General features: G+C 56.7%; 20 protein-coding genes and 1 riboswitch. Of the genes, 7 read left to right on the plus strand and 13 right to left on the minus strand.

Annotated features, from left to right (window positions below; all coding sequences use genetic code 11):
- Positions 1-348: 348 nt before the first annotated feature.
- Both murI and btuB read right to left on the minus strand, forming a co-directional pair.
- A complete protein-coding gene (gene murI, locus USG84_RS20260; protein WP_028014824.1) occupies positions 349-1,200 on the minus strand; it encodes a glutamate racemase in 852 nt (283 codons plus the stop codon).
- Positions 1,145-2,992, minus strand: coding sequence for a TonB-dependent vitamin B12 receptor BtuB (gene btuB, locus USG84_RS20265; protein ID WP_151412519.1), 1,848 nt, complete (start codon positions 2,990-2,992; stop codon positions 1,145-1,147). The genes murI and btuB overlap by 56 nt, the downstream gene beginning before the upstream one ends.
- A gap of 65 nt (positions 2,993-3,057) precedes the next feature.
- Positions 3,058-3,234, minus strand: a riboswitch (cobalamin riboswitch).
- A 104-nt stretch (positions 3,235-3,338) separates the two neighbouring features.
- Here btuB and trmA point away from each other — a divergent pair.
- On the plus strand, positions 3,339-4,439 hold the full coding sequence (gene trmA / locus USG84_RS20270; RefSeq protein ID WP_253543430.1) for a tRNA (uridine(54)-C5)-methyltransferase TrmA: 1,101 nt from the start codon (positions 3,339-3,341) through the stop codon (positions 4,437-4,439).
- Positions 4,440-4,494: 55 nt separating this feature from the next.
- On the opposite strand, the gene USG84_RS20275 is transcribed toward trmA, so the two are convergent.
- Positions 4,495-4,854 (minus strand): YijD family membrane protein, encoded by a 360-nt coding sequence (locus USG84_RS20275; protein WP_008501783.1) that lies wholly within the window; start codon positions 4,852-4,854, stop codon positions 4,495-4,497.
- Positions 4,855-4,863: 9 nt separating this feature from the next.
- Positions 4,864-5,502: an HTH-type transcriptional repressor FabR gene (gene fabR / locus USG84_RS20280; RefSeq protein WP_008501784.1), complete on the minus strand. Its 639-nt coding sequence runs from the start codon at positions 5,500-5,502 to the stop codon at positions 4,864-4,866.
- A gap of 196 nt (positions 5,503-5,698) precedes the next feature.
- Here fabR and sthA point away from each other — a divergent pair, with 196 nt between their 5' ends.
- Entirely contained in the window at positions 5,699-7,099 is a 1,401-nt protein-coding gene (gene sthA, locus USG84_RS20285; RefSeq protein ID WP_061096478.1) for a Si-specific NAD(P)(+) transhydrogenase, read from the plus strand.
- Here sthA and oxyR read toward each other — a convergent pair.
- From oxyR to argC, 4 genes are all read right to left on the minus strand, one after another.
- Positions 7,082-7,999, minus strand: a complete 918-nt coding sequence (oxyR, locus tag USG84_RS20290; protein WP_025758848.1) for a DNA-binding transcriptional regulator OxyR — start codon at positions 7,997-7,999, stop codon at positions 7,082-7,084. The two genes, sthA and oxyR, sit on opposite strands and share 18 nt — an antisense overlap.
- 348 nt (positions 8,000-8,347) lie before the next feature.
- Complete coding sequence (gene argH, locus USG84_RS20295) at positions 8,348-9,721, minus strand: argininosuccinate lyase (RefSeq protein WP_061096479.1); 1,374 nt, start codon at positions 9,719-9,721, stop codon at positions 8,348-8,350.
- A 74-nt stretch (positions 9,722-9,795) separates the two neighbouring features.
- Positions 9,796-10,572 (minus strand): acetylglutamate kinase, encoded by a 777-nt coding sequence (gene argB, locus USG84_RS20300; protein ID WP_151412520.1) that lies wholly within the window; start codon positions 10,570-10,572, stop codon positions 9,796-9,798.
- 6 nt (positions 10,573-10,578) lie between these two features.
- Positions 10,579-11,583 (minus strand): N-acetyl-gamma-glutamyl-phosphate reductase, encoded by a 1,005-nt coding sequence (gene argC / locus USG84_RS20305; RefSeq protein WP_151412521.1) that lies wholly within the window; start codon positions 11,581-11,583, stop codon positions 10,579-10,581.
- Between the two features lie 88 nt (positions 11,584-11,671).
- Between argC and argE the strand changes: the two genes are divergently transcribed.
- The 3 genes from argE to USG84_RS20320 all read left to right on the plus strand — a co-directional run bounded on the left by argE (position 11,672) and on the right by USG84_RS20320 (position 16,689).
- Complete coding sequence (argE, locus tag USG84_RS20310) at positions 11,672-12,823, plus strand: acetylornithine deacetylase (RefSeq protein ID WP_008501790.1); 1,152 nt, start codon at positions 11,672-11,674, stop codon at positions 12,821-12,823.
- A 271-nt stretch (positions 12,824-13,094) separates the two neighbouring features.
- Positions 13,095-15,746 (plus strand): phosphoenolpyruvate carboxylase, encoded by a 2,652-nt coding sequence (ppc, locus tag USG84_RS20315; RefSeq protein ID WP_061096481.1) that lies wholly within the window; start codon positions 13,095-13,097, stop codon positions 15,744-15,746.
- A gap of 94 nt (positions 15,747-15,840) precedes the next feature.
- Positions 15,841-16,689 carry a helix-turn-helix transcriptional regulator gene (locus USG84_RS20320; RefSeq protein WP_151412522.1) on the plus strand — a complete coding sequence of 283 codons (849 nt, stop codon included), beginning with the start codon at positions 15,841-15,843 and terminating at the stop codon, positions 16,687-16,689.
- On the opposite strand, the gene USG84_RS20325 is transcribed toward USG84_RS20320, so the two are convergent.
- From USG84_RS20325 to USG84_RS20345, 5 genes are read right to left on the minus strand one after another with little or no spacing between them, the layout of a single operon-like run.
- Positions 16,676-17,032 (minus strand): PTS fructose-like transporter subunit IIB, encoded by a 357-nt coding sequence (locus USG84_RS20325; protein WP_061096483.1) that lies wholly within the window; start codon positions 17,030-17,032, stop codon positions 16,676-16,678. The genes USG84_RS20320 and USG84_RS20325 overlap by 14 nt on opposite strands.
- Positions 17,033-17,034: 2 nt before the next feature.
- Positions 17,035-17,910 carry a [formate-C-acetyltransferase]-activating enzyme gene (locus tag USG84_RS20330; protein ID WP_151412523.1) on the minus strand — a complete coding sequence of 292 codons (876 nt, stop codon included), beginning with the start codon at positions 17,908-17,910 and terminating at the stop codon, positions 17,035-17,037.
- Positions 17,876-20,170, minus strand: coding sequence for a formate C-acetyltransferase (locus USG84_RS20335; RefSeq protein ID WP_253543431.1), 2,295 nt, complete (start codon positions 20,168-20,170; stop codon positions 17,876-17,878). Before USG84_RS20335 ends, USG84_RS20330 begins: the two co-directional genes overlap by 35 nt.
- A gap of 52 nt (positions 20,171-20,222) precedes the next feature.
- Positions 20,223-20,543: a PTS fructose-like transporter subunit IIB gene (locus tag USG84_RS20340; RefSeq protein WP_151412524.1), complete on the minus strand. Its 321-nt coding sequence runs from the start codon at positions 20,541-20,543 to the stop codon at positions 20,223-20,225.
- A gap of 14 nt (positions 20,544-20,557) precedes the next feature.
- Positions 20,558-21,637 carry a PTS fructose transporter subunit EIIC gene (locus tag USG84_RS20345; protein ID WP_253543432.1) on the minus strand — a complete coding sequence of 360 codons (1,080 nt, stop codon included), beginning with the start codon at positions 21,635-21,637 and terminating at the stop codon, positions 20,558-20,560.
- Between the two features lie 303 nt (positions 21,638-21,940).
- On the opposite strand from USG84_RS20345, the gene ptsP reads away from it, so the two are divergent.
- Both ptsP and fsa read left to right on the plus strand, forming a co-directional pair.
- Positions 21,941-24,442 (plus strand): phosphoenolpyruvate--protein phosphotransferase, encoded by a 2,502-nt coding sequence (gene ptsP / locus USG84_RS20350; RefSeq protein ID WP_253543433.1) that lies wholly within the window; start codon positions 21,941-21,943, stop codon positions 24,440-24,442.
- Between the two features lie 14 nt (positions 24,443-24,456).
- A complete protein-coding gene (gene fsa / locus USG84_RS20355; protein ID WP_061096487.1) occupies positions 24,457-25,119 on the plus strand; it encodes a fructose-6-phosphate aldolase in 663 nt (220 codons plus the stop codon).
- Positions 25,120-25,139 lie beyond the last annotated feature (20 nt).

A 25,139-nucleotide genomic window follows, 5' to 3' on the forward strand; every position in this document is an offset into this window, starting at 1 on the left:
TTACGCATGTTCACTCAGAGACTTGGTATTCATTTATTGTCCGAAGACATTAAGAATCCATGTCACTTTGAGTGCCCACACAGATTGTCTGATAAATTGTTAAAGAGCAGTTGCAACGCGGCTTTCAGCTCACCGTTGCGAGGTCCCGTATATTACGTTTTCCTCATTCAGAGTCAAGCGATTATTTTCACTTTTCTCTGTTGGCGTTCATCTCTGAACCCCGCTAACCCGGCGGCTTGCAAGCCGTTGTTCCGTGTCAGTGGAGGCGCATTATAGGGAGTTCTCAGACGTTGACAACCCCTCTTTTAAAAAAAACTTTCAACCGTCTCTTTTTTGCTCAAAACCGTGCTACAGCGCCAGTTTTTCGAGCGTTTCAAAGCCATAACGGCGTAAAACGGGTAAAAGTTGCTCAGTCTCTTTCGTGATAGCCATGCAAAACGCGATATTCGCATCGGTAGATTTCGCATCCGGCGCTTCATGCTCCAGCAGCCAGGCCGTACGACGAGCGATTGCCGCACCAGAATCCACCAGGCGCGTTCCCTCCGGAAGCACTTCTAGTAGCTCTTCCTGCAAGAGAGGAAAGTGGGTGCAGCCCAGCACAACCGTATCCGGTGGTTCGGGCATCCGCAGCCACGGACGAAGAATACGACGCAGCTCTTCGAGCGATACCGTCTCGCCGTGCAGTTTCGCTTCCGCCATCTCCACCAGCTCTGCGGAGCCAAGCATTGCAATCTGGCATTCGTTAGCAAAACGGTCGATCAGCTCGCGGGTATAAGGACGCTTTACCGTACCACGCGTGGCCAGTAACCCCACGATGCCGTTCGCCGTCAGGCGCGCGGCAGGCTTTATGGCAGGAACGACGCCCACAACCGGGAACTGGAATTTCTCACGCAGGGCGGGAAGAGAAACGGTGCTCGCCGTATTACAGGCAATGACCGCCAGCGCAAGGGGATAGCGCTTTTGTACCGCGGTGACGATTTCAACCACGCGCTCAACGATAAAGTCCTCACTCTTCTCCCCATACGGAAAAGCGACGTTATCGAAGGCGTAGATGTAATGGAGATCCGGCAGGAGATGCCGAATCTCGTCGTAGACCGAAAGCCCACCGACGCCGGAATCAAACACCAGCACGGTAGGGCGCGGATTAGAAGGTGTAGCTGCCAGACAAGGTGTATTCCCGTCCTGCAGTTTGGTAGCCATAAACTGTCTCGTAATCTTTATCGAACAGGTTGGCTATTTTACCACGAACTGTGAGGTGTGAGGTGACCGGATATGAAACTGCGACATCCCACAGGCTCACGCCGCCCATTTTCACTTTCTCTGACGGATAAGAACCAAAATCAGTGTCGTAACGCGTGCCGAGATAGTGATACGTCAGGCTCCAGTCGAAATCATAGATCTGCGTATCAAGCTGATATTTCACCTGCTGCTTAGCACGACGGTCCAGAAGTTCGTTGGTTGCCGCATTGCGGGCATCCACATAGTCGTAGCCTACAGTATGCGTCAACGGACCTGTATCAAATGAAGCTGTCGCCTCCACACCCTTAATGCGTGCTTTGCCGACGTTGTAATATTCCTGAAGGTTATTATTGAAGTCGATGAGATTATCAACGTCATTACGATAGCCGGACACGCGCCAGCTCACGCCTGCCGTCAGGCCTTCAAACGCCCCTTCCCACTGCTTGCTCTCTTCAGGATCAAGATGGTCATTGCCATAGAAGCCATAAAGTTGACCCAGATTCGGGGCTTTATAGGCCGTACCATAAGAAGCAATAAAGCGGTAACCGTCCACGAACTCCCACGCTGCACTGCTTTGCCAGGTGCCATGGCGACCAAACTGAGAGTTATCATCGCTGCGAACCGCCCCTTCCAGAGTGAAATCACCCAGCTGCTGCAGCCCGGTCAGGTAGACGCCGGTGTTACGCAGGTCATAGCCGTTGGTCACGTAGTTTGTACCCGGCTCGGTGCTCTGCTTCTGCCAGTCAACGCCCGCGCCAATGTTCCCGTGACCCACATCAACGGAGTTGAGCCACTGGACGTTGTACTGTTTGATTTCATCCAGCGTGGCCGTCGAATCGTAACGGCCCAAATTAGGATCGTAGTTATAGTCCTTGCTGTGGCTATAGCTGGTGAGCAGCTGTGAATGGAAGATATCCTCGTTGAAGCGTAATCCTGCATCCCAGGTCTGGCTGTAGAGCTGACGGGTATCGACCAGTACGTCAGGGGTAAATGAGCTGTAGTAACCGTCATAGGCCGTACGGTTGCTGTAGCCAAAGCCGCGAACAAATCCGCTCCACTGGTCTGAGAATGCATGATCCAGTGCGCCGTAGAGCGTCTTATTCATAAAGCCGTCGCGATCGGTCTGGGCAAGGCCGCCATTATTGCCGTCCGCAACCACATCGAAACCTTTGGTATAGGTGTAATCACCCGCAAGCGTGACGCGCGTGCTGTCGCCCAGCGTTTGCTGGGTACTGCCGCCATAATTCTGGTAACCGTGCGAGCCTGCGCCGGCATTCAGCGTCGTACCGTCCTTCGCGCGGGTGGTAATAATGTTGACTACACCGCCAATCGCATCCGAGCCGTATACCGCCGAACGCGGTCCACGAACATATTCGATACGCTGCACCAGAGAGATTGGGAACTGGCTGAGATCGGACGACCCCGTGACGCCCGCCTGGTTAAGGCGGACCCCGTCAACGAGAATCAGGACGTGGCTGGAGTTGGTGCCACGGATAAAGAGAGAGGAGAGTTGCCCCATCCCGCCATTTTGCGCCGTATCCACGCCGGGCAGGCGACGCATAACGTCCAGCACCGAGGTTGACTGCCAGCGGTCAATATCGGCACGCGTAACCACCGACGTTGCTGCCAGAATTGTTTTTTCAGATTGTTCAAAACGATTTGCCGTCACCACCAACGAGTCAGCGCTATCCTGCGCCCAGCCCGAAAATGCCGTGACGGACAGCGCCGTCAACAGCGATACTTTTTTAATCATTGTTAAAGCATCCACAATATAAGAAGGATGCCGCAGGCCTCATCTATAGCACGCGATGATGAAACCAAATGCGACGTGATCCCGGCAGGTCTTCGGGCTAGGTGGCGTTATACGGATGAAGACTTCCCATTTTCACAGTGTCTACAGCTCTCATCCCGCCAGTCTTTACCGCTGCGCGTCAGCTCCAGATTTTCACTGGATTCCCTTTTCACTCTCAGGAGACCGGAAACAGAATGCTACAATTAGACACGTATAGATGTCCAGACAGCTATTGGCCATTAAATCTGGACATCCCCTGAACAATCCCTACAATCCCCGCGTAATTCTTTATCACTCAGGACGCATCATGACCCCAGAACACCTCCCGACAGAACAGTACGACGCGCAGCTGGCAGAGAAAGTTGTCCGCCTGCAAAGTATGATGACGCCGTTCAACGCGCCCGTTCCCGAGGTGTTCCGCTCCCCTGTCAGCCACTACCGCATGCGCGCCGAGTTCCGCATCTGGCACGACGGTGACGACCTGTACCACATCATTTTCGATCAGCAGACCAAATCCCGCATTCGCGTGGACAGCTTCCCGGCAGCGAGCGAGCTTATCAACCAGCTGATGACGCTGATAATTGAAGGCGTGCGCAACAATCCGGTGCTGCGCCACAAGCTGTTCCAGATTGACTATCTGACCACGCAAAGCAATCAGGCGATTGTCTCTCTGCTGTATCACAAAGCGCTGACCGACGAATGGCGCGAGCAGGCCGAAGCGCTGCGCGATGCGCTGCGCGCGCAGAACATCAACGTGCACCTGATAGGCCGCGCGACCAAAACCAAAATCATGCTGGATCAGGATTACGTCGACGAACGTCTGCCGGTGGCGGGTAAAGAGATGATTTACCGCCAGGTGGAGAACAGCTTCACCCAGCCGAACGCGGCGATGAACGTGCAAATGCTGGAGTGGGCGCTGAAGGCGACGGAAGGGTCTAAGGGCGATCTGCTTGAGCTGTACTGCGGTAACGGCAATTTCTCGCTGGCGCTGGCGCGTAATTTCAATCGTGTCCTGGCAACCGAAATCGCCAAGCCGTCGGTGGCGGCCGCGCAGTACAACATCGCCGCTAACCATATCGACAACGTGCAGATCATTCGTATGGCGGCAGAAGAGTTCACCCAGGCCATGAACGGTGTACGCCAGTTTAACCGCCTGGAAGGGATCGATTTGAAGAGCTACCAGTGTGAGACGATTTTTGTCGACCCGCCGCGCAGCGGCCTGGATAGCGAAACCGAAAAGATGGTGCAGGCGTACCCGCGTATTTTGTACATCTCCTGTAACCCGGAGACGCTTTGCAAGAATCTGGAAACATTAAGCCAGACGCACAAGGTTGAACGTCTGGCGCTGTTCGATCAGTTCCCGTACACGCACCATATGGAGTGCGGTGTACTGCTCACGGCGAAGTAATTAGCCGGCGTTTTTGGCAGGTGGCGCTTCGCTTACCTGCCCTACTCAGACCTCATTACTCTGGCAGTTGGCTCTTGCGGCTACGCATGCGCGAGCCAATCCAGAACACCAGCGCCACAGACAGAACAGCCGGGAAGAAGTTAGAGCCGATATCCGGATACTCCGCGCGCACCACGGTGCTATACAGCAATACGCCCAAAATAAAGCAGGCGGCGGCCAGCCCAGGTAACCCAACCGGCATCGTGCGGTTCAGGTAACGTTGATGCAGGCAGTAGACCGTCAGCACCAGCGCAATAAGCGGGAAAATCGAAAATGGAACGATGGAGCTAAAAATAGCGGCAAACGTGCCATTAATGGATAAGCCAGCGATCAATGCCAGCAACAGCGTCCCTTTATCCTGACCTGACTGTTTCATTACTCACCTTCACTCTTCGGTTTGATGTGCCAGTTTCTCTTGTTCACGGCGATACCAGTAGTACGCGCCTTTGGAGATCATCCTGAGCTGCAATACCAGTCGCTCTTCGAGCTGCTTGCGTTGTTCAATGCTGACATCCAGCGCTTCGGCACCCGCGCTGAATACAATCGTCACCATCGCCTCGGCCTGTGCTTCGGTAAACGCACGCGGCATATGGTTTTCGAGTTCAAGATAGTCGGCAAGTTCCGCGATGAAGTGCTGAATTTCACGCGCGACGGCGGCACGAAACGCTGCCGACGTGCCCGAACGCTCGCGCAGCAGCAGACGAAACGCGTTGGGGTTATTGCCGATAAATTCCATAAAGGTCGACACGGAGGTGCGGATCACGCTGCCTCCTTTGGCGATACGCTGACGCGCCTGGCGCATCAGCTGGCGCAGCATGAGTCCGCTCTCATCGACCATGGTCAGGCCCAGTTCATCCACGTCACGGAAGTGACGATAGAAGGACGTTGGCGCAATCCCGGCCTCGCGTGCGACTTCGCGCAGGCTCAAACTGGCAAAACTCCGCTCAGCACTCAGTTGACTGAATGCGGCTTCCACCAGCGAACGCCGGGTTTTCTCTTTTTGTTGTGCTCTTACGCCCATCACAATAGTTGAATCCTTCCAAAGGCCTGATGGCACTATACCAGAGAATAAAATTAATCTGTTTGCCTGGCTTTGTGAATGATTGTTTACGTGCGGTTTGTGCTCCACTGCCGGAAAAAAGCACAACGATAATTGGGTTACCCTGGTAATGATGTTATGATTCTGTTGCTTTTATGTATAAGAACAGGTAAGCCTTACCATGCCACATTCCTACGATTACGACGCAATAGTTATTGGTTCCGGCCCTGGCGGCGAAGGTGCTGCTATGGGTCTGGTGAAACAGGGAGCCAGAGTAGCGGTCATTGAGCGCTACCATAATGTCGGCGGCGGTTGCACCCACTGGGGCACCATCCCTTCGAAAGCCCTCCGCCACGCCGTTAGCCGCATTATCGAATTCAACCAGAACCCTCTTTACAGCGACCACTCCCGACTTCTTCGTTCCTCCTTTGCCGACATCCTGAATCACGCGGATACCGTCATTAACCAGCAAACGCGCATGCGTCAGGGCTTTTATGAGCGTAACCACTGTGAAATTCTGCAGGGCAACGCGCATTTTGTGGATGAACACACCCTGGCACTCGAATGCCACGACGGGTCGGTTGAGACGATCACCGCTGAAAAATTTGTTATCGCCTGCGGTTCACGCCCTTACCATCCGGCCGACGTCGACTTCTCGCACCCGCGCGTCTACGACAGCGACTCCATTCTGAGCCTGCACCATGAACCCCGCCATGTGATCATCTACGGCGCAGGGGTCATCGGCTGCGAATACGCGTCGATCTTCCGCGGAATGGATGTCAAGGTTGACCTGATCAACACTCGCGATCGCCTGCTGGCGTTCCTCGATCAGGAGATGTCAGACTCCCTCTCCTACCACTTCTGGAACAGCGGCGTGGTGATTCGCCACAACGAAGAGTACGAGAAGATCGAAGGCTGCGATGACGGTGTGATCATGCACCTGAAGTCCGGTAAGAAGCTGAAAGCCGACTGCCTGCTCTACGCCAACGGCCGTACCGGCAATACCGATTCACTAAGGCTGGAAAATATCGGGCTTGAAACCGACAGCCGCGGCCAGCTCAAGGTCAACAGCATGTACCAGACCGCGCTGCCGCACGTTTACGCGGTCGGCGACGTGATTGGCTACCCGAGCCTTGCCTCCGCCGCTTACGATCAGGGCCGCATTGCCGCTCAGGCGCTGGTGAAGGGTGAAGCAACGGCGCACCTGATTGAAGATATTCCGACGGGTATCTACACCATCCCGGAAATCAGTTCCGTGGGCAAAACCGAGCAGCAGCTGACGTCGATGAAGGTGCCTTACGAGGTGGGTCGTGCGCAGTTTAAACATCTGGCGCGGGCGCAGATCGTGGGAATGAGCGTAGGTACGCTGAAAATTCTGTTCCACCGCGAGACGAAAGAGATCCTCGGGATTCACTGCTTTGGTGAACGCGCGGCGGAAATCATTCACATCGGCCAGGCGATAATGGAGCAGAAAGGCGGTGGTAACACCATTGAGTACTTCGTTAACACCACCTTTAACTACCCGACCATGGCGGAAGCCTATCGGGTAGCCGCGCTGAACGGCTTAAACCGCCTGTTTTAACGCGCTGTCGAAATGGCCATCCATCGCACCGCGGATGGCCTCTGCCAGCTGCTCATAGCGGCTGCGCAGCGGTGACCCCGGACGATAAACCAGGCCAATCGTGCGACGCGGCTCCGGCTTAATGCACGGCAGGTACACCACGCCATCACGCTTGCGCTCGCGCGGCACGGCCAGCGCAGGCAGCAGCGTAATACCGCTTCCCGCCGCCACCATATTACGCAGCGTTTCCAGGCTGGTTGCGCGGAAATGGGTATCTTCATCGGCACCCGCTTCGAAGCAGAAGCCCATCGCCTGATCGCGCAGGCAGTGGCCGTCTTCCAGCATCAGCAGCTTTTCACCGGCCAGATCGGCCATTGGTACGCGATCGCGGTTCGCCCACGGGTGATCTTCATAGATCGCCAGCATCATCGGCTCATCGAACAGAGGCACTTCGATAAAGGCTTCACTCTCTTTCACCAGCGCCAGAATGGCGCAGTCGAGCTTGCCGCTATCTAACTGCGCCAGCAGCTGATGGGTTTGCGCTTCATGCAGGTACATTTCGAGTTTCGGGAACGTCTGGTGCAGCATTGGAATGATGTGCGGCAACAGGTACGGGCCAACGGTTGGGATCAGGCCAATATGCAGCGGGCCGGACATCGCCTCCCCCTGCTGGCTTGCCATTTCCTTGAGCACTTTGACCTCGCGCAGCACGGTGCGCGCCTGATCCACCAGCAGCAGACCGGCCTGGGTGAACAGCACCTTACGGCTGGTGCGCTCCAGCAGCATCACGCCCAGCTCGTCTTCCAGCTTGCGGATCTGGCCGCTCAGCGTCGGCTGGCTGACGTGGCAGGAATCTGCCGCGCGGCGAAAGTGACGATGCTCGGCTAACGCTACCAGGTATTCAAGATCACGAATATTCATTATTCATCCTCCGTCGCCACGATAGTTCATGGCGATAGATAGCATAGCAACGAACGATTATCCCTATCAAGCTTTCTGTTGAATAATACACCACATAGACGAGGCGGCCCGTGTTTGACCCTTGACGTCCCCGCACCGTCATCGAGTTTCTCTCAAAACTCGAACAACTAAAGCCAACGTGAACTTTTGCGGACCCCGTGGTCCGCTTTTTTTTGCTTAAAAAAAAAGCCCGAGGTAAAAGCAAAATGGCAACCGAAGTTGCCATTTTTAGTGTTTGCTCCCTCTCCCCGTGGGAGAGGGCCGGGGTGAGGGCACCAGCCCGCACTATTCAAACCAAATCAAACCAAATCAAACCAACCGGTTTTTCGCATCCGCAATCGCCTGCGCCACCTGCTTCGGCGACACTCCGCCTTTCGCAGCACGTTTATCCAGGCAGGACTGCAGCGCCAGAATCGGATACACATCATCTCCAATCACCGCGCTGAACTTTTGCAGATCGGCAAGCGCCAGATCTTCCAGCGGCTTACCCTGACGAATGGCTTCCACCACCGCTTCGCCCACAATATGGTGCGCTTCACGGAACGGTACGCCCTTCGCGACAAGGTAGTCCGCCAGCTCGGTGGAGTTGGCATAGCCCTGCTGCGCCGCTTCCTGACAGCGAGGACGTTTCACCTGAATGCCGTCCAGCACCAGCGCGCCCATGTGCAGACAGTCCAGCCAGGTGTCGAGCGCGTCGAACAGCCCTTCTTTGTCTTCCTGCATATCTTTGTTGTACGCCAGCGGCAGCCCTTTCAGGGTCATCATCATGCCGGTCAGCGCGCCCTGCACGCGGCCACACTTGCCGCGGATCAGCTCCAGCGCGTCCGGGTTTTTCTTCTGCGGCATCAGGGATGAGCCTGAGGTCACGCGGTCGGACAGCTCAACGAAGCCCGCTTCGCCGGAGTTAAAGAAGATCAGGTCTTCGGCAAAGCGCGACAGGTGCACCATTCCGATAGAGGCATTGGAGAGCAGCTCCAGCACGTGGTCGCGGTCAGAGACGCTGTCCAGGCTGTTGCGGGTTGCCGAGGCAAAGCCCAGCCAGCCCGCCAGCTGCTCGCGGTCGATTTCATACGCCGTACCGGCCAATGCGCCGCTGCCCAGCGGGCTGACGTCCAGACGCTTCAGGGTATCCTGCAGACGGCTTTCGTCACGCGCCAGCATCTCAACGTAGGCCAGACACCAGTGCGCAAAGGTCACCGGCTGGGCGCGCTGCAGGTGGGTATAACCCGGCATCACCGCGTCCTGATTGTTCTGCGCGGTCTCTACCAGCGCACTTTGAAGCTGACGGTTGGCCGCCAGCAGCTCGCCAACGGTCTCTTTACACCACAGCTTCAGGTCGGTGGCGACCTGGTCGTTACGGCTACGGCCGGTGTGCAGCTTTTTACCCAACTGGCCGACTTTGTCGATCAGCTTGCCTTCTACCCAGCTGTGAATATCTTCAGCATCGCTCTGCAGGATTTGCTGCGGATCCAGCCGCACCTCTTCCAGCAGGTTGTTCAGCGCCTCTTCCAGCTGCTGCTGTTCGTCCGCGGTCAGTACGCCAACGGTCACCAGCGCTTTGGACCAGGCCACAGAGCCGACAATATCCTGTTCGGCCAGGCGGTAGTCGAAGCGCAAAGAGTCGTTGAACTGTTTGAACCGCTGATCCGCTGCCTGTGTAAAACGCCCACCCCAAAGTGCCATAACATCGTTCCTTTATTCGTTAGTTCCGCCGGGTGGCGCTTCGCTTACCCGGCCTACGGTCATTCAATAAATACTTACGCCAGAATACGCGTGCCAATCGGCGTGCCGTTAAACAGCGCCGGAAGCTGCTCCGCGTGGCGCCAGGAGGCGATATCCACCGGGCGGCCCAGCGTGCGCGCCGCATCCAGCGCGGCGTTCACTTTGACGATCATGCCGTCGGTAATAATGCCCTGAGCGATCAGCTGCTCGGCTTTTGCGGCGGTCATTTCAGCAATGCGCTGGCCTTTCCCGTCCAGAATGCCGCTCACGTCGGAGAGCAGGATCAGATCCGCGCCCAGCGTGGCCGCCAGCGCGGTTGCCGCCTGGTCCGCGTTAACGTTCATCAGCTCGCCCTCTTCGGTCACGCCGATAGAGCTCACCACCGGCAGGAAACCGCCTTCCAGCAGGGTGTTAATCAGCTTAGGCGAACCTGGCTGCGCCAGTCCAACGTGGCCGAGTTCTTCGTCGAGCTGGGTCACCTTTACGCTGTCGCCGTCGCCCAGGTAGAGGCCAACGGACGCAATATTGTGTTTCTTCGCCCACGCCAGCAGCGTTTTGTTCGCCGTGCCCGCCAGCGCGCCGGTGATGATGTCAATCTGGTCAGCAGGGGTGACGCGCAGGCCGTTCTTCTTTTTCACCGGCAGGTTGAGCCCTTTCATCAGCTCATCCACCACGCAGCCGCCGCCGTGCACGATCACCAGCGGACGCTGGTGCGATTCGCGATAGTTCACCAGCGCGGTAAACAGACGCTCCAGCGCTTCTTCGCTGTCCAGCAGTACACCACCGAGTTTGATAATTAATGGGTTCATCATCACACCTTAAATAAGAGCCTGCGTTTCAGGGAAGCCGAAACGAATATTTGCACACTGCATTGCCTGTGCGGCAGCGCCTTTGAGTAAGTTATCTTCCGCGGCGACCACAATCAGATGCTCGCCCTGCACGGCAAAGCCGATGTCGCAGAACGGCAGGCCGACCACGTTTTTCAGCGCCGGCACGCCTTTGTCGTACAGACGCACCAGCGGCTTATCCGCATACGCCTGCGTGAAGGCCTCGCTAACCTGCTCTTTCGTCACGCCAGGCTTCAGGCGGCAGGTAATGGTTTCGAGGATCCCGCGCGGGAAGCTGCCCAGGTGCGGGGTAAAAATCACCTCCGCGCCCAGATGGGTAGTGATTTCAGGGTGATGGCGGTGATTAAACACGCCATACGGCTGAAGGCTCACTTCGCAGAAGCTGTTGGAGATAGCGGCCTTGCGCCCTGCACCGCTCACGCCGCTGGTGGCGTTGATCACCGGCCACTGGCTCAGATCCAGCAGGCCCGCGTCGATCAGCGGCTTCAGGGAAAGCTGCGCCGCCGTCGGGTAGCAGCCCGGCACGGCAATCAGGTTCGCTTCTTTCAGTTTATCCGCACTCCACTCCGCCAGGCCGTACACCGCTTTTTCAAGCAGATCCGGGTGCTGATGGGTGAAGCCGTAATATTTTTCGTAAAACGCGCCGTCGTTAACGCGGAACGCGCCGGAGAGGTCGAAGACCACGCAGCCGGCCGCCAGGAACTGCGGCGCCAGGTCGTGGCTGACCTCGTGCGCGGTGGCTAAAAACACCACGTCGACGCCGTCGGTAAACTCGCTGATGTCAGACATGGGCTGTAAAGGCAGATCGACAATGCCCTTAAGCTGCGGATGCAAATCGGAAATTAACTTTCCTGCATCATTGCTTTGCGCTGACACGGTCAAAGCGGTTATGGTCATATGAGGGTGGCGATTTACGTAGCTTACAAGCTCTGCGCCCGCATAACCGCTAGCGCCTACAATCAGCGTATTCAACATCGGGTTCCTTTATGCTCAACGTTAATGTATTTTTATTCACATTTATTGCATGAATATTGATACTATCACGACCTAAGGTGTGTCAACAATGAAAATGAACTTACCGCCATTTATCGAGATCTACCGCGCCCTGATTGCCACACCGTCCATCAGTGCGACCGAAGAAGCGCTGGATCAGAGCAATGAGTCTTTAATCAATCTGCTGGCGGGTTGGTTTAGCGATCTTGGGTTTAACGTTGAGGTTCAGCCCGTCCCCGGAACCCGCCACAAATTTAACCTGCTCGCCAGCACCGGAACCGGCGCGGGCGGCCTGCTGCTGGCTGGCCATACCGACACCGTACCGTTTGACGATGGCCGCTGGACGCGCGATCCATTCACCCTGACCGAGCATGACAACAAGCTCTACGGTCTGGGCACGGCGGACATGAAAGGCTTCTTCGCCTTTATCCTCGACGCGCTGCGTGACGTGGACGTGACGAAGCTGAAAAAACCGCTCTACATTCTGGCGACCGCCGATGAAGAGACCAGCATGGCGGGCGCGCGCTACTTCTCTGAAAACACGTCGATTCGCCCGGATTGCGCGATCATCGGCGAGCCAACCTCCCTGCAGCCGATTCGCGCGCACAAAGGCCATATTTCTACCGCCGTGCGCGTGCTGGGCCAGTCCGGCCACTCCAGCGATCCGGCGCGCGGCGTGAACGCCATCGAACTGATGCATGACGCCATCGGCCGCATCATGACCCTGCGCGACGACCTGAAAGAGCGGTATCACTACGAGGCGTTCACCGTGCCGTATCCGACGCTGAACCTCGGTAGCCTGCACGGCGGCGATGCGTCCAACCGCATCTGTGCCTGCTGCGAACTGCATATGGACATCCGCCCGCTGCCGGGCATGACGCTTAGCGATCTCGATGGCCTGCTTAACGAAGCGCTGGCGCCGGTAAGCGAGCGCTGGCCTGGCCGCCTGACGGTCTCCGAACTGCATCCGCCGATTCCAGGCTACGAATGCCCGCCGGACCACCAGCTGGTCGAAGTGGTGGAAAAGCTGCTCGGCGAGAAAACCGACGTGGTGAACTACTGCACCGAAGCGCCGTTTATTCAAACGCTTTGCCCGACGCTGGTCCTTGGCCCTGGCTCGATCAACCAGGCCCATCAGCCGGATGAATATCTGGAAACCCGCTTCATCAAGCCAACCCGCGAACTGATTACCCAGGTTGTGCATCATTTCTGCTGGCATTAAAACCGCACCGAAGAGTCCCCTCTCCCTGTGGGAGAGGGTTAGGGTGAGGGCAACAAATCGCATGATCTCCATCACATTCCCATAAGCATCTCTTATCTGACGCAATGCGAATTAAATTTCGTAAATTGCCCGCATTTATTCGTTTGCTGAACCGTTTTCGCAGCAATTGACGACGGGGGTTTTACGTGGCTTTATAAAGGGAGATGACAAAATAATGTCCAGAAGATTTTCGCCTGGGCATAAACAAAAATGATGGGGTGACTGGGTTTTTATGAACGAACAATATTCCGCGTTGCGTAGTAATGTCAGTATGCTCGGCAAAGTGCTTGGAGATACCATCAAAGATGCGTTGGGTGAGAACATCCTCGACCGCGTTGAAACCATCCGCAAGCTGTCTAAATCTTCCCGTGCCGGTAACGAGGCCAGTCGTCAGGAGCTGCTCACCACCTTGCAGAACCTCTCAAACGATGAGCTGCTGCCCGTTGCCCGCGCCTTCAGCCAGTTCCTGAACCTGGCAAACACCGCTGAGCAATACCACAGCATTTCGCCAAACGGCGAAGCGGCCAGCAACCCGGAAGTCATTGCCCGCACCCTTCGTAAACTGAAAGACCAGCCAGACCTCAACGAAGCCACCATCAAAAAAGCGGTGGAGTCCCTTTCGCTGGAGCTGGTGCTGACCGCACACCCAACCGAAATTACCCGTCGCACCCTCATCCACAAGATGGTGGAAGTGAACAGCTGCCTCAAGCAGCTGGATAACAAAGACATTGCCGACTACGAGCGCAACCAGCTGATGCGCCGTCTGCGCCAGCTGATTGCCCAGTCCTGGCATACCGATGAAATTCGTAAGCATCGCCCAAGCCCGGTCGACGAAGCCAAATGGGGCTTTGCGGTAGTGGAAAACAGCCTGTGGGAAGGGGTACCAAACTACCTGCGCGAGCTAAACGAACAGCTGGAAGAGAACCTGGGCTACCGTCTGCCGGTCGACTTTGTTCCAGTACGTTTCACCTCCTGGATGGGCGGTGACCGCGACGGCAACCCGAACGTGACCGCGGAAATCACCCGCCACGTCCTGCTGCTGAGCCGCTGGAAAGCGACCGACCTGTTCCTGAAAGATATTCAGGTGCTGATCTCCGAGCTGTCGATGGTTGAAGCGACGCCAGAACTGCGCGCGCTGGCCGGCGAAGAAGGTGCCAGCGAGCCGTACCGCTTCCTGATGAAAAAGCTGCGCGGTCAGCTGATGGCCACCCAGGCCTGGCTGGAAGCGCGTCTTAAAGGCCAGCGCCTGCCGAAGCCGGAAGGCCTGCTGAGCCAGAACGAACAGCTCTGGGAGCCGCTGTACGCCTGCTATAAATCACTGCAGGCCTGCGGCATGGGCATCATCGCCAACGGCGAACTGCTCGATACCCTGCGCCGCGTGAAGTGTTTCGGCGTGCCGCTGGTGCGTATCGACGTGCGTCAGGAAAGCACCCGCCATACCGAAGCGCTGGGCGAGCTGACCCGCTATCTCGGCATCGGCGACTATGAAAGCTGGTCCGAAGCCGACAAGCAGGCGTTCCTGATCCGCGAGCTGAACTCCAAACGCCCTCTGCTGCCGCGCAACTGGGAGCCAAGCAACGATACCCGCGAGGTGCTCAACACCTGTAAAGCGATCGTGGATGCACCGAAAGGATCGGTGGCCGCCTACGTGATCTCCATGGCGAAAACTCCGTCCGACGTGCTGGGCGTTCACCTTCTGCTGAAAGAAGCGGGCATCGACTACGCCCTGCCGGTCGCCCCGCTGTTTGAGACCCTCGACGACCTGAACAACGCCAACGACGTCATGACCCAGCTGCTTAACATCGACTGGTATCGCGGCTTTATTCAGGGCAAGCAGATGGTGATGATTGGCTATTCCGACTCCGCGAAAGATGCGGGCGTGATGGCGGCGTCCTGGGCACAGTATCAGGCTCAGGATGCGCTGATCAAAACCTGCGAGAAAGCCGGTATTGAGCTGACCCTGTTCCACGGTCGCGGCGGCTCCATTGGCCGCGGTGGCGCGCCTGCTCACGCGGCGCTGCTCTCTCAACCGCCGGGAAGCCTGAAAGGCGGCCTGCGCGTCACCGAGCAGGGCGAGATGATCCGCTTCAAGTACGGCCTGCCGGAAGTGACCATCAGCAGCCTGTCGCTCTATACCAGCGCGATCCTGGAAGCGAACCTGCTGCCGCCGCCGGAGCCAAAAGCGTCCTGGTGTCATATCATGGATGAGCTGTCTGATATCTCCTGCGATCTGTACCGCGGCTACGTGCGTGAAAACAAAGATTTTGTTCCTTACTTCCGCTCGGCCACGCCTGAGCAGGAGCTGGGTAAACTGCCGCTGGGCTCGCGTCCTGCGAAGCGCCGCCCGACCGGTGGCGTCGAATCCCTGCGCGCGATTCCATGGATCTTCGCCTGGACGCAGAACCGCCTGATGCTGCCCGCCTGGCTGGGTGCCGGTGCGGCGCTGCAAAAAGTGGTGGAAGACGGCAAACAGAACGAACTGGAAACCATGTGCCGCGACTGGCCGTTCTTCTCTACCCGTCTGGGTATGCTGGAGATGGTCTTCTCGAAAGCCGACCTGTGGCTGGCGGAATACTACGATCAGCGTCTGGTGAAACCAGAGCTGTGGGCGCTGGGCAAAGAGCTGCGCGAGCTGCTGGAAGGCGACATCAAAGTGGTGCTGGACATCGCCAACGACTCGCACCTGATGGCGGACCTGCCGTGGATCGCCGAGTCTATTCAGCTGCGTAACATCTACACCGACCCGCTGAACGTTTTACAGGCTGAACTGCTGCACCGTTCACGTCTGGCGGAAGAGGAAGGTAAAGAGCCGGATCCGCGCGTTGAACAGGCGCTGATGGTAACGATTGCGGGCGTTGCGGCGGGTATGCGTAACACCGGTTAATGCTTACGCCCGGCGGCGCTGCGCTTGCACGGACCTACGACAGGTAGGCCGGGTAAGCGCTAGCGCCACCCGGCAGATCCCTGGTATCCACACCATGCACCACGACATTACCCACATTCTGACAGACCTGATCAACGGCACGACGCCGCTGCGTCAGGTACACTTTGCAAACCCAGCCATCTCCGCACCCGACCTTGCCTTACAGGTTGATTTCCCACGTCTGGAGATCGTGCTCGAAGGCTCGGTGAAAGACCAGGCAGCTTCCGTTTTACAGCAGGGTGATGTTTTATACGTCCCGGCTGGCGGCTGGAACGATCCGCAATGGCAAACGCCCGCGACGACGTTGAGCATCCTGTTTGGTAAACAGCAGCTTGGGTTTAGCCTTTTGCACTGGGATGGTGTTGAAGTGCGTAACCTGGCAAAGCAGCACGTTGCTCGCCGTGGCCCCCGCATTGGCTCGTTCCTGCTACAGACGCTTCATGAAATGCAGATGCAGCCGCACGAGCAGCAAACCGCACGGCTGATCGTCGCCAGCCTGCTTAGCCACTGCGTTGACTTGTTAGGTAGTCAGATCCAGACCGCCTCACGCAGCCAGGCCCTGTTTGAAGCCATTCGCGTTTATATTGATGAACATTATGCGACCCCGCTAACCCGGGAATCCGTCGCCCAGGCGTTTTATATCTCTCCGAACTATTTGTCGCATCTTTTTCAGAAAACAGGCGCGGTAGGTTTTAATGAATACCTGACCCACACACGGCTGGAGCACGCGCGTCAGCTGCTGAAAGGGTATGATTTAAAGGTGAAAGAAGTGGCACATGCCTGCGGATTTGTCGACAGCAACTACTTCTGCCGCTTATTCCGTAAAAACACGGAACGCTCGCCGTCAGAGTACCGTCGCCAGTATCACAGCCAGCTTACGGGGAAAGCGGTCAGTCCAGAATGACCTGAGTGTGCTGCGGCGCGGATAACATTTTACGCACCGCCCCCATCACCTTCTGAGGGTCACGCAAAAAGGCGTTAATTCCGCACTTCACGTAGCGCGTATGTTCGAAACGTTCACTGCCCGCCAGTTCGATATCAGTAATCAGCAATACGACATCTGCACGCCGAATGTCGTCTTCAGTGAGCTCGCTCTCAACGCCCAGCGCTCCCTGCGTCTCAATGTTAACGCTCCATCTCTCCTGCTGGCAGAGCTTTTCCAGCCGTTCTGCAGCCATATAGGTATGTGCAACGCCACTGACGCACGCGGTCACCGCCACCAGATGACGTCCCGTTATCACTGTCATGTTCAGCCTCCCACGGTAACGTTGAAACCTTCGCGTTCTGCAAGCCGACGCATCGCTGACACTTCATCTTCTGTCGGAGGGATCGCTTGCCGCATTCCCCACTCCTGTCCCAGCAGACGGTATTTTGGCTCCCCATACTGATGGAAGGGCAATAAATGCAGCTGCCGTATTCCTGAAGGTAGCAGGAAAGCCAACACGCGCGCTATGTTCGTTTCGTTGAGCGTATAGCCAGGAATAAGCGGGACGCGGGGAATCACGTTTATCCCGTCAGCCGCCAGCTGGCGGAAATTATCCAGCACTCTGGGAAGATTCATTACCACAATTGATTGGGCCAGCTCCGTGTCCATGATCTTCAAATCAAACAGCACTTCATCACACTGGCGGGCCAACGGCATTAATCGGGACAAAGGGGCATCGCCTGCCGTCTCGATGGCCGTATGTACGCCAAAACGACGCAGCCTCTGTAGAAACCTTGTCGCGAAAGGCGCCTGCAGCAACACTTCCCCACCCGACAGCGTTACCCCACCTCCCGAGGAACGAAAGAAGACATCGTCTTTCATCACCTCGCGTTCAAGCTCGTCCAGCGTCACGTCGCGTCCGATGCGCTCAAACGCGCCGGAAGGACATTCATCCACATCACGCAGGCAGGGTGTGCAGTGCAAACATTTACTCTCCCGGCGAACCGTCTCAATTTTCGGCGAGATAGACTCCGGGTTGGCACACCACGGGCAGCGGTGAGGGCAGCCTTTAAAAAAAACTACCGTACGAATGCCGCGACCGTCATTCAAGGAGTAGCGCTGAATATTGAAAATACGCGCCACGTCGGCGCGCGTTTCCACGACGTCACAGCTGATGCGCGGTGCGGCGGATAATGTCATCCTGGATCTCCTTCGATAACTCAACAAAGAAGGCGCTGTATCCGGCTACGCGTACCACCAGCCCGGCAAAATCCTGCGGACGCTGCTGCGCTTCACGCAGTGTTTCCGCGTTCACCACGTTGAACTGGATATGCTGCAACTTAAGCTGGGTGAAGGCGCGAAGAAAATCCGCCAGCTTTTGTAGTCCGGCATCGCCTTCCAGCGTCGCCGGTGTGAATTTAACGTTTAGCAGCGTACCGTTAGATAGCAGATAGTTATCCAGCTTACTCACCGATTTGAGTACTGCGGTTGGGCCCTGCATATCTTGCCCAAGCATCGGTGAGAGCCCGCCGTCCGCCAGTTGCTCACCGGCAAAGCGTCCATCCGGTGTTGCCCCCACCACCGCCCCCAGCGGCACGTGTGCCGATACGGTATAAGAGCCCGGCGTAAACTGCCCGCCGCGCGGGTTACGGTATTTTTCGACCTCTTTACAGTAGTGGCGCAGCAGTTCCGCGCTGATGTTGTCGACATCATCGATATCATTGCCGTACTTTTCGAAGCGATTGATCAGCCTTGCACGCACCTTTTCGCCCTCCGGGGTGGCAAAGTTCGCTTTTAACACGGCTAAGAGCTCATCAAAACTTAAGCGTTGCTGTTCAAAGACCAGCCCTTTCAGGGCGTGCAGTGAATCACTCAGGTTGGCTATTCCAATCCCCTGTACGCCAGAGAAGTTATAGCGCGCCCCGCCGTCGGTAATATCTTTCCCGGATTCAAGACAATCGCTTATGAATGAAGAGAGTAACGGCACAGGTGCCCAGTCACGATGGCCGATATCGCAGATGTTGCTCCCCTCGACCATCAGCGCAATATAGTGATTAATTTTGGCGCGAATATGTTCCAGCAAACCTCCATAACTCAGCGCTGCGTTGCCTTCGTTCTCCTGCATCGCGATTTCCATCACTTTCAGCAGGTTAAACATCGCGATATCGTGCAGACCGTAGGTTTTACCGGGAATCGACAGCTCAACGCAACCGACGACAGCGTAGTCGCGCGCGTCCTCCAGCGACACGCCGCGATTCAGGAAGGCTGGCACCACCACTTCATCGTTAAAGATCTGCGGAATACCCGTTCCCAGGCGGATTGTCTCTGCGGTTTTAAGCAGGAAAGGCCTGTCGATCAGTTCGTTAACCCGCACGCCGAGGTTCGGTTGAGGAAGCTGAACGCTCTGGTAGGCATCCAGGCACAGGAAGGAGAGCACGTTTACCGCGCTACGGCCGTTCTCCGTCAGGCCGCCTAACAATGCGGTATACCCGGTCGGGAAGCCGGCGAAATAGCGGGCGCTGCTGGTCGAGCGTAAAAGCACCACGTCATTGCATTTCACCCACAGCGATTCCAGGATCTCTTTCAGGAACGCAGGCTCTTCGCCCTGTGAGAGCGAGGCCTGATAGAACGGCAGCATATACTGGTCAAAGCGCCCAATGGAGAGCGAACTGGCGTTGGATTCGTACTGCAAAATCACGTTCATGTACCAGAACAGCTGACACGCCTGCCAGAACGTCTGTGGCTTGTGCTGCGCGTTGTGCCGCGAGATGTCGGCAATTTTAAGTAATTCTTCACGCCGTAAAGCGTCACTGCTGGCAGCCAGCTTTTCAGCCAGTAATGCATAGCGCAGTATATGACGCTGAGAAGCCTCAAGCAGGATCAGCGCCGCAGCATAGAAGGTGTTATGGGGAGCGCGGGCGCAGTGTTCACGCAACTCCTCCACCAGCGCGCCCAGGCCATTATTGAGCAGGCGCGGATAATCAATAATGATATGCCCCTGCCCTTTATCCGTCTGGTTGACGCTAAAAATCTGCGTCCCTACCGCGGTTTTCACCTCATCCGTCATCTGGCTGTTGATGAAATCCTTCATCGACCGGTTTTCCCAGTACGGATACAGCACGTTACGGTAGGTCTGCTTATCCTCATCGCTGATTTCAAAGCGGTCCTGCGGACGGGTCGCGAACCGATCCAGCTCTTTAAGCAGCCAATACGGGTCCATCTCCGGAGACATAATCCCTGCTCGCGGTTTAACGGTGCGGTTCCCGGCAATCAGCTCCTCATCACGAATCGCGATTTTTACATGGTCGAGTATGTACGCCGTCGCTTTCGCACGCCGGATAATTACCGGCTCGCCTTCCGTCTGTTGGTGGCTGGCGGTGTAGAGCAAAGCACGCTCAAGCGAGATCTCGCGCGGGCTGGCAAAAAGGGCGTCTTTCAAACGCTGGGTACGATTCGTCATGAGGGAACTCCTGTAACGGTAAAACGAGCCCGCCCCGAAGGGCGGGAGAGCATCAGGCGGTTTGCGCCAGGTGGGCATCAATCTTGTTCATGATGGCGTCGGCGCGTTTTACCGCGTCGCTGATGTTGACGCGTACAATGGTTTTCCCGGCAAAGCGCTCTTCGAATTTAATGCCAATATCCTTGGTCAGGATCACCATATCCGCGACGGCAACGTCTTCTGCCGTCAGTTCGTTCTCAAGACCGATCGACCCCTGCGTTTCAACCTTCACTTCCCAACCTTTGGCTTTAGCGGCGCTTTCCAGCGCTTCGGCAGCCATATAGGTATGAGCAACGCCAGACGGGCATGCGGTTACTGCGATAATTCGGGCCATGTTTTCTTCCTCACTCAGTTAATTTCGAAATCCAGATCCAGGTCGTCCTCTTTTTCCTCGACCTGTTTTGCATTGTTACGGGCAATACGCTTCAGCACGTTGACGCTGATTGCCGTTACCACTGCGCCCACCGCAACCGCCGCGATATAGCCGAGCTTGCCGTCCACCACGGGAAGCACAATCAACCCGCCCCAACCGGCATAGCATTGCGCGCCCATCACGGCAGCCGTGACCGCACCACATGCGGAACCCAGCATGATGGAGGGAATCACGCGCAGAGGATCGGCAGCAGCGAACGGAATGGCCCCTTCGGTGACGCCCACGCAGCCCATCACTAATGCAGCCTTACCCGCTTCACGCTCTTCATCGGAAAAATTCTTGCGACCGACCAACGTTGCCAGGCCTAACCCCAGCGGCGGTACGCAAATAGCCACGGCGGCAATCGCAACGACGGTATAGACGCCCTGCGCAACGCAAATCAGCATGAAGGCATACGCCACTTTGTTAACCGGGCCGCCCATATCGAACGCCAGCATGAGACCGAGAATGATGGCGAGTACCACGATGCTGCCCTGCTGCATGCCTTGCAGCCACTGGGTGAGGCTGGTGGTCAGCGCGCCGACAGGCTCGCCAAGCCCCCACATCATGACGCCCGCGGTAATAAAGGTGCCGATAATCGGGATGATGAAGATAGGCATAACGGAGCGCAGCACTTTCGGGACCGGCAGTTTTTTCAGATACCAGACGATAATGCCGCCGAAAATCCCAGCGATAATCGCGCCAAAGAACCCCGCGCCGAAGCTGTTGCCCACCCAGGCGGCAATGGCACAGGGAGCCAGCGCGGCGCGTTCTGCTATTGAGTAGCCGATGTAAGCGGCCAGGAACGGCACCATCAGCGTTAAACCCGCCACACCGATATCAAAGAGCTTTTTCAGATTGGGATCGGTTGCGGCATCCGGTACCGCGCCTTTGCCGTATAGCATGACCGAAACCGCCAGCAGAATGCCGCCCGAGACCACGAACGGGATCATGTGCGACACCCCGGTCATCAGGTGCTGCCGCGTGTTCTTGAGAATATGCACCAACGCTTTCATATGTCGCTCCTGGCCTAAAACCATAAAGATGATGTGGCAAACAATAGGCAATCAGAAAGACGGCGGACAGGAGACAAAAAGGCCATTTACTGGATTTTTGTAATATCGAAATAAAAATGCGATCCGCCTCGACATTTCACATCAGCGATGCGTTACGCAAAACGCCACAACCTGTGAGTGAAATCTCACTTTTAACGTGACATTACATTTGTCCAGCTTTTGGCAGTTTTGTCACATGGCGCACCTTATCCTCACGCTCGTATGCTGTTCGCCAATGAATGATGATTGGTTTCAGGAGTGTGTATGGCTCTGGTAGTGGAATTTACCTGTGAATTGCCCAACGGCGTTCACGCGCGTCCGGCAAGTCATGTGGAAACGCTGTGCAACACGTTTGTCTCGCAAATCGAATGGCATAACCTGCGTACTGACCGTAAAGGCGATGCCAAAAGCGCGCTGGCATTGATTGGTACCGATACGCTGGCGGGCGATCCCTGCCGTCTGGCGATCTGCGGTGAAGATGAGCAACATGCCCATCAGCGTCTGGAACAGTGGTTGAGAGAGGAGTTCCCGCACTGCGACGCACCGCTTGAAGGAGTCATCAACACGGAGCTGGAGCCCTTACCAGAATCACTGACACGCCTGAGCCCGACGCTTTTTCGCGCCACTCCGGTATGCAGCGGCAGCGCACAGGGCATCCTGACGGTACTGACCTCGCTGGATCTCAACGCCCTGGCCGATTTACCCGACGCACAAAGCGTGGAAGCTGAGCAATCGGCGCTGGATTCCGGCCTGACGCTGCTGGCCAGGCACATTGAGCTGCACGCGCTGGAGGGCGACAGTACCGCCAGCGCCATTCTTGAAGCCCACCGCTCGCTGGCTACGGACACCTCGCTGCGCCAGCACCTTCTGTCAGGAGTTAACCGGGGCTTAAGCTGCGCCCAGGCCATCATCGCCACGGCGAACCATTTCTGCGATACGTTCTCTCGTTCCAGCAGCGCGTATTTGCAGGAACGCGTGTTGGACGTGCGCGACGTCTGCTATCAGCTTTTACAGCATATCTACGGTGAAGCGCGTTTCCCTGCTCCGGGGCAGCTGACGCAGCCGAGCGTCTGCCTTGCGGATGACCTCACTCCCGGCCAGTTCCTGGAACTGGATAAAACCATGCTGAAAGGGCTGCTGTTAAAAAGCGGCGGAACAACCTCACACACCGTGATCCTCGCACGCTCCTTCAATATTCCCACGCTGGTCGGCATCGACAGTGAGAGCCTGCTGCAGTGGCGCAATACACCCGTCTTTGTCGACGGCAATGCCGGTGCGGTCGTAGTCAATGCCAGCGATGCGGTGACGCGCTACTATCAACAAGAAGCGCGGGTACAACAGGCGATACGCGAGCAGCAGCGCATCTGGCTCGATCGTGAAGCCAGAACGGCTGACGGTCTGCGCATAGAGATTGCCGCGAACATCGCCCACGCGGTGGAAGCCCAGGGGGCATTTGGCAACGGCGCCGAGGGCGTGGGCCTGTTCCGCACTGAAATGCTCTATATGGATCGCACCAGCGCGCCCGGCGAAAACGAGCTTTACAACATTTTCTGTCAGGCGCTGGAGAGTGCAAACAGGCGAAGCATTATCGTGCGCACCATGGATATCGGCGGCGATAAGCCGGTGGAGTATCTGAATATTCCGGCAGAGAACAATCCGTTCCTGGGTTACCGTGCCGTGCGCATATACGAAGAGTATTCAACACTTTTCACCACCCAGCTTCGGGCGATCCTGCGCGCCTCTGCTCACGGAAACCTGAAGATCATGATCCCGATGATCTCCTCCATGGAAGAGATCCTGTGGGTGAAAGAGAAACTCGCCGAAGCAAAACAGCAGCTTCGCAATGAACATATTCCGTTTGATGAGAAAATCCCGCTCGGCATTATGCTGGAAGTGCCTTCGGTGATGTTCATCATCGATCAGTGCTGCGAAGAGATTGATTTCTTTAGTATTGGCAGCAATGACCTGACGCAGTATCTGCTGGCCGTCGACCGCGACAATGCTAAAGTCACGCGCCACTACAACAGTCTTAACCCGGCCTTCCTGCGCGCGCTGGATTACGCAGTGCAGGCAGTGCATCGCCAGGGGAAATGGATTGGCCTCTGCGGTGAACTGGGCGCGAAAGGGTCAGTGCTGCCGCTACTGGTAGGTCTGGGGCTGGACGAATTAAGCATGGGCTCGCCTGCCATTCCCGCCACCAAAGCACGCCTGGCGCAGCTTGATAGCCGCGCCTGTCGCCAGCTGCTGAACCAGGCCATGGCGTGTCGCACTTCGCTTGAAGTGGAGCATCTGCTGGCGCAGTTCCGCATGAATCAGCAGGATACGCCGCTGGTGATGCCACGCTGCATCTCTCTGGATAACGACTGGAACAGCAAAGAAGAGGTCATGAAAGGGATGACCGATAACCTGCTGCTCGCCGGGCGTTGCCGCTATCCGCGCAAGCTGGAAGCCGATCTCTGGGCCCGCGAGGCCGTCTTCTCCACCGGGCTGGGTTTTGGTTTCGCCATTCCACACAGCAAATCAGAGCATATCGAGCAATCTACCATCAGCGTCGCACGCCTGAAATCTCCGGTCATGTGGGGCGATGAGGAGGCACAGTACATCATCATGCTGACGCTAAACAAACACGCCGCCGGCGACCAGCATATGCGTATTTTCTCCCGCCTGGCACGTCGCATCATGCATGACGATTTTCGCAGCGCGCTGGTTCACGCCAGCTCTGAAGAGGCTATCGCCTCCCTGCTGCAGCACGAATTAGAACTCTAAAACGAGGAAAAATAATGGAACTGTATCTGGATACCGCTAACGTGGCAGAAGTGGAACGCCTTGCGCGCGTTTTCCCCATTGCGGGCGTCACCACCAACCCAAGCATCATTGCCGCCAGCCGTGAATCCATCTGGGACGTACTGCCGCGCCTGCAAAAAGCCATCGGGCCGGACGGCACGCTGTTTGCCCAAACCATGAGCCGCGACGCCGAAGGCATGGTGGCGGAGGCCAAACGCCTGAGTAACGCCATCCCGGGTATTGTGGTGAAAATTCCAGTCACCGCGCAGGGGCTTATCGCCATTAAAGCGCTGAAAAGAGAGGGTATTACCACGCTGGGTACCGCCGTTTACAGCGCCGCTCAGGGTTTACTGGCCGCGCTGGCAGGCGCGAAGTATGTTGCGCCATACGTCAATCGCGTCGACGCACAGGGCGGCGACGGTATTCGCATGGTGCAGGAGCTACAATCCCTGCTGGAACTGCATGCGCCGGAAAGCATCATGCTGGCAGCCAGCTTTAAAACGCCGCGTCAGGCGCTGGACTGCCTGCTGGCAGGATGCGAGGCAATCACGCTCCCCTTAGACGTAGCGCAACACATGCTCGGCACCCCGGCGGTAGAGTCGGCCATAGAAAAGTTCGAGCAGGACTGGAAAAACGCGTTTGGTAACCTCAATCTTTAAGGGCGAAGAGGTTCGCAATA

Origin of the sequence: Enterobacter sp. 168J2, from assembly GCF_034107265.1 — a bacterium.
Taxonomy (GTDB): domain Bacteria; phylum Pseudomonadota; class Gammaproteobacteria; order Enterobacterales; family Enterobacteriaceae; genus Enterobacter; species Enterobacter nematophilus.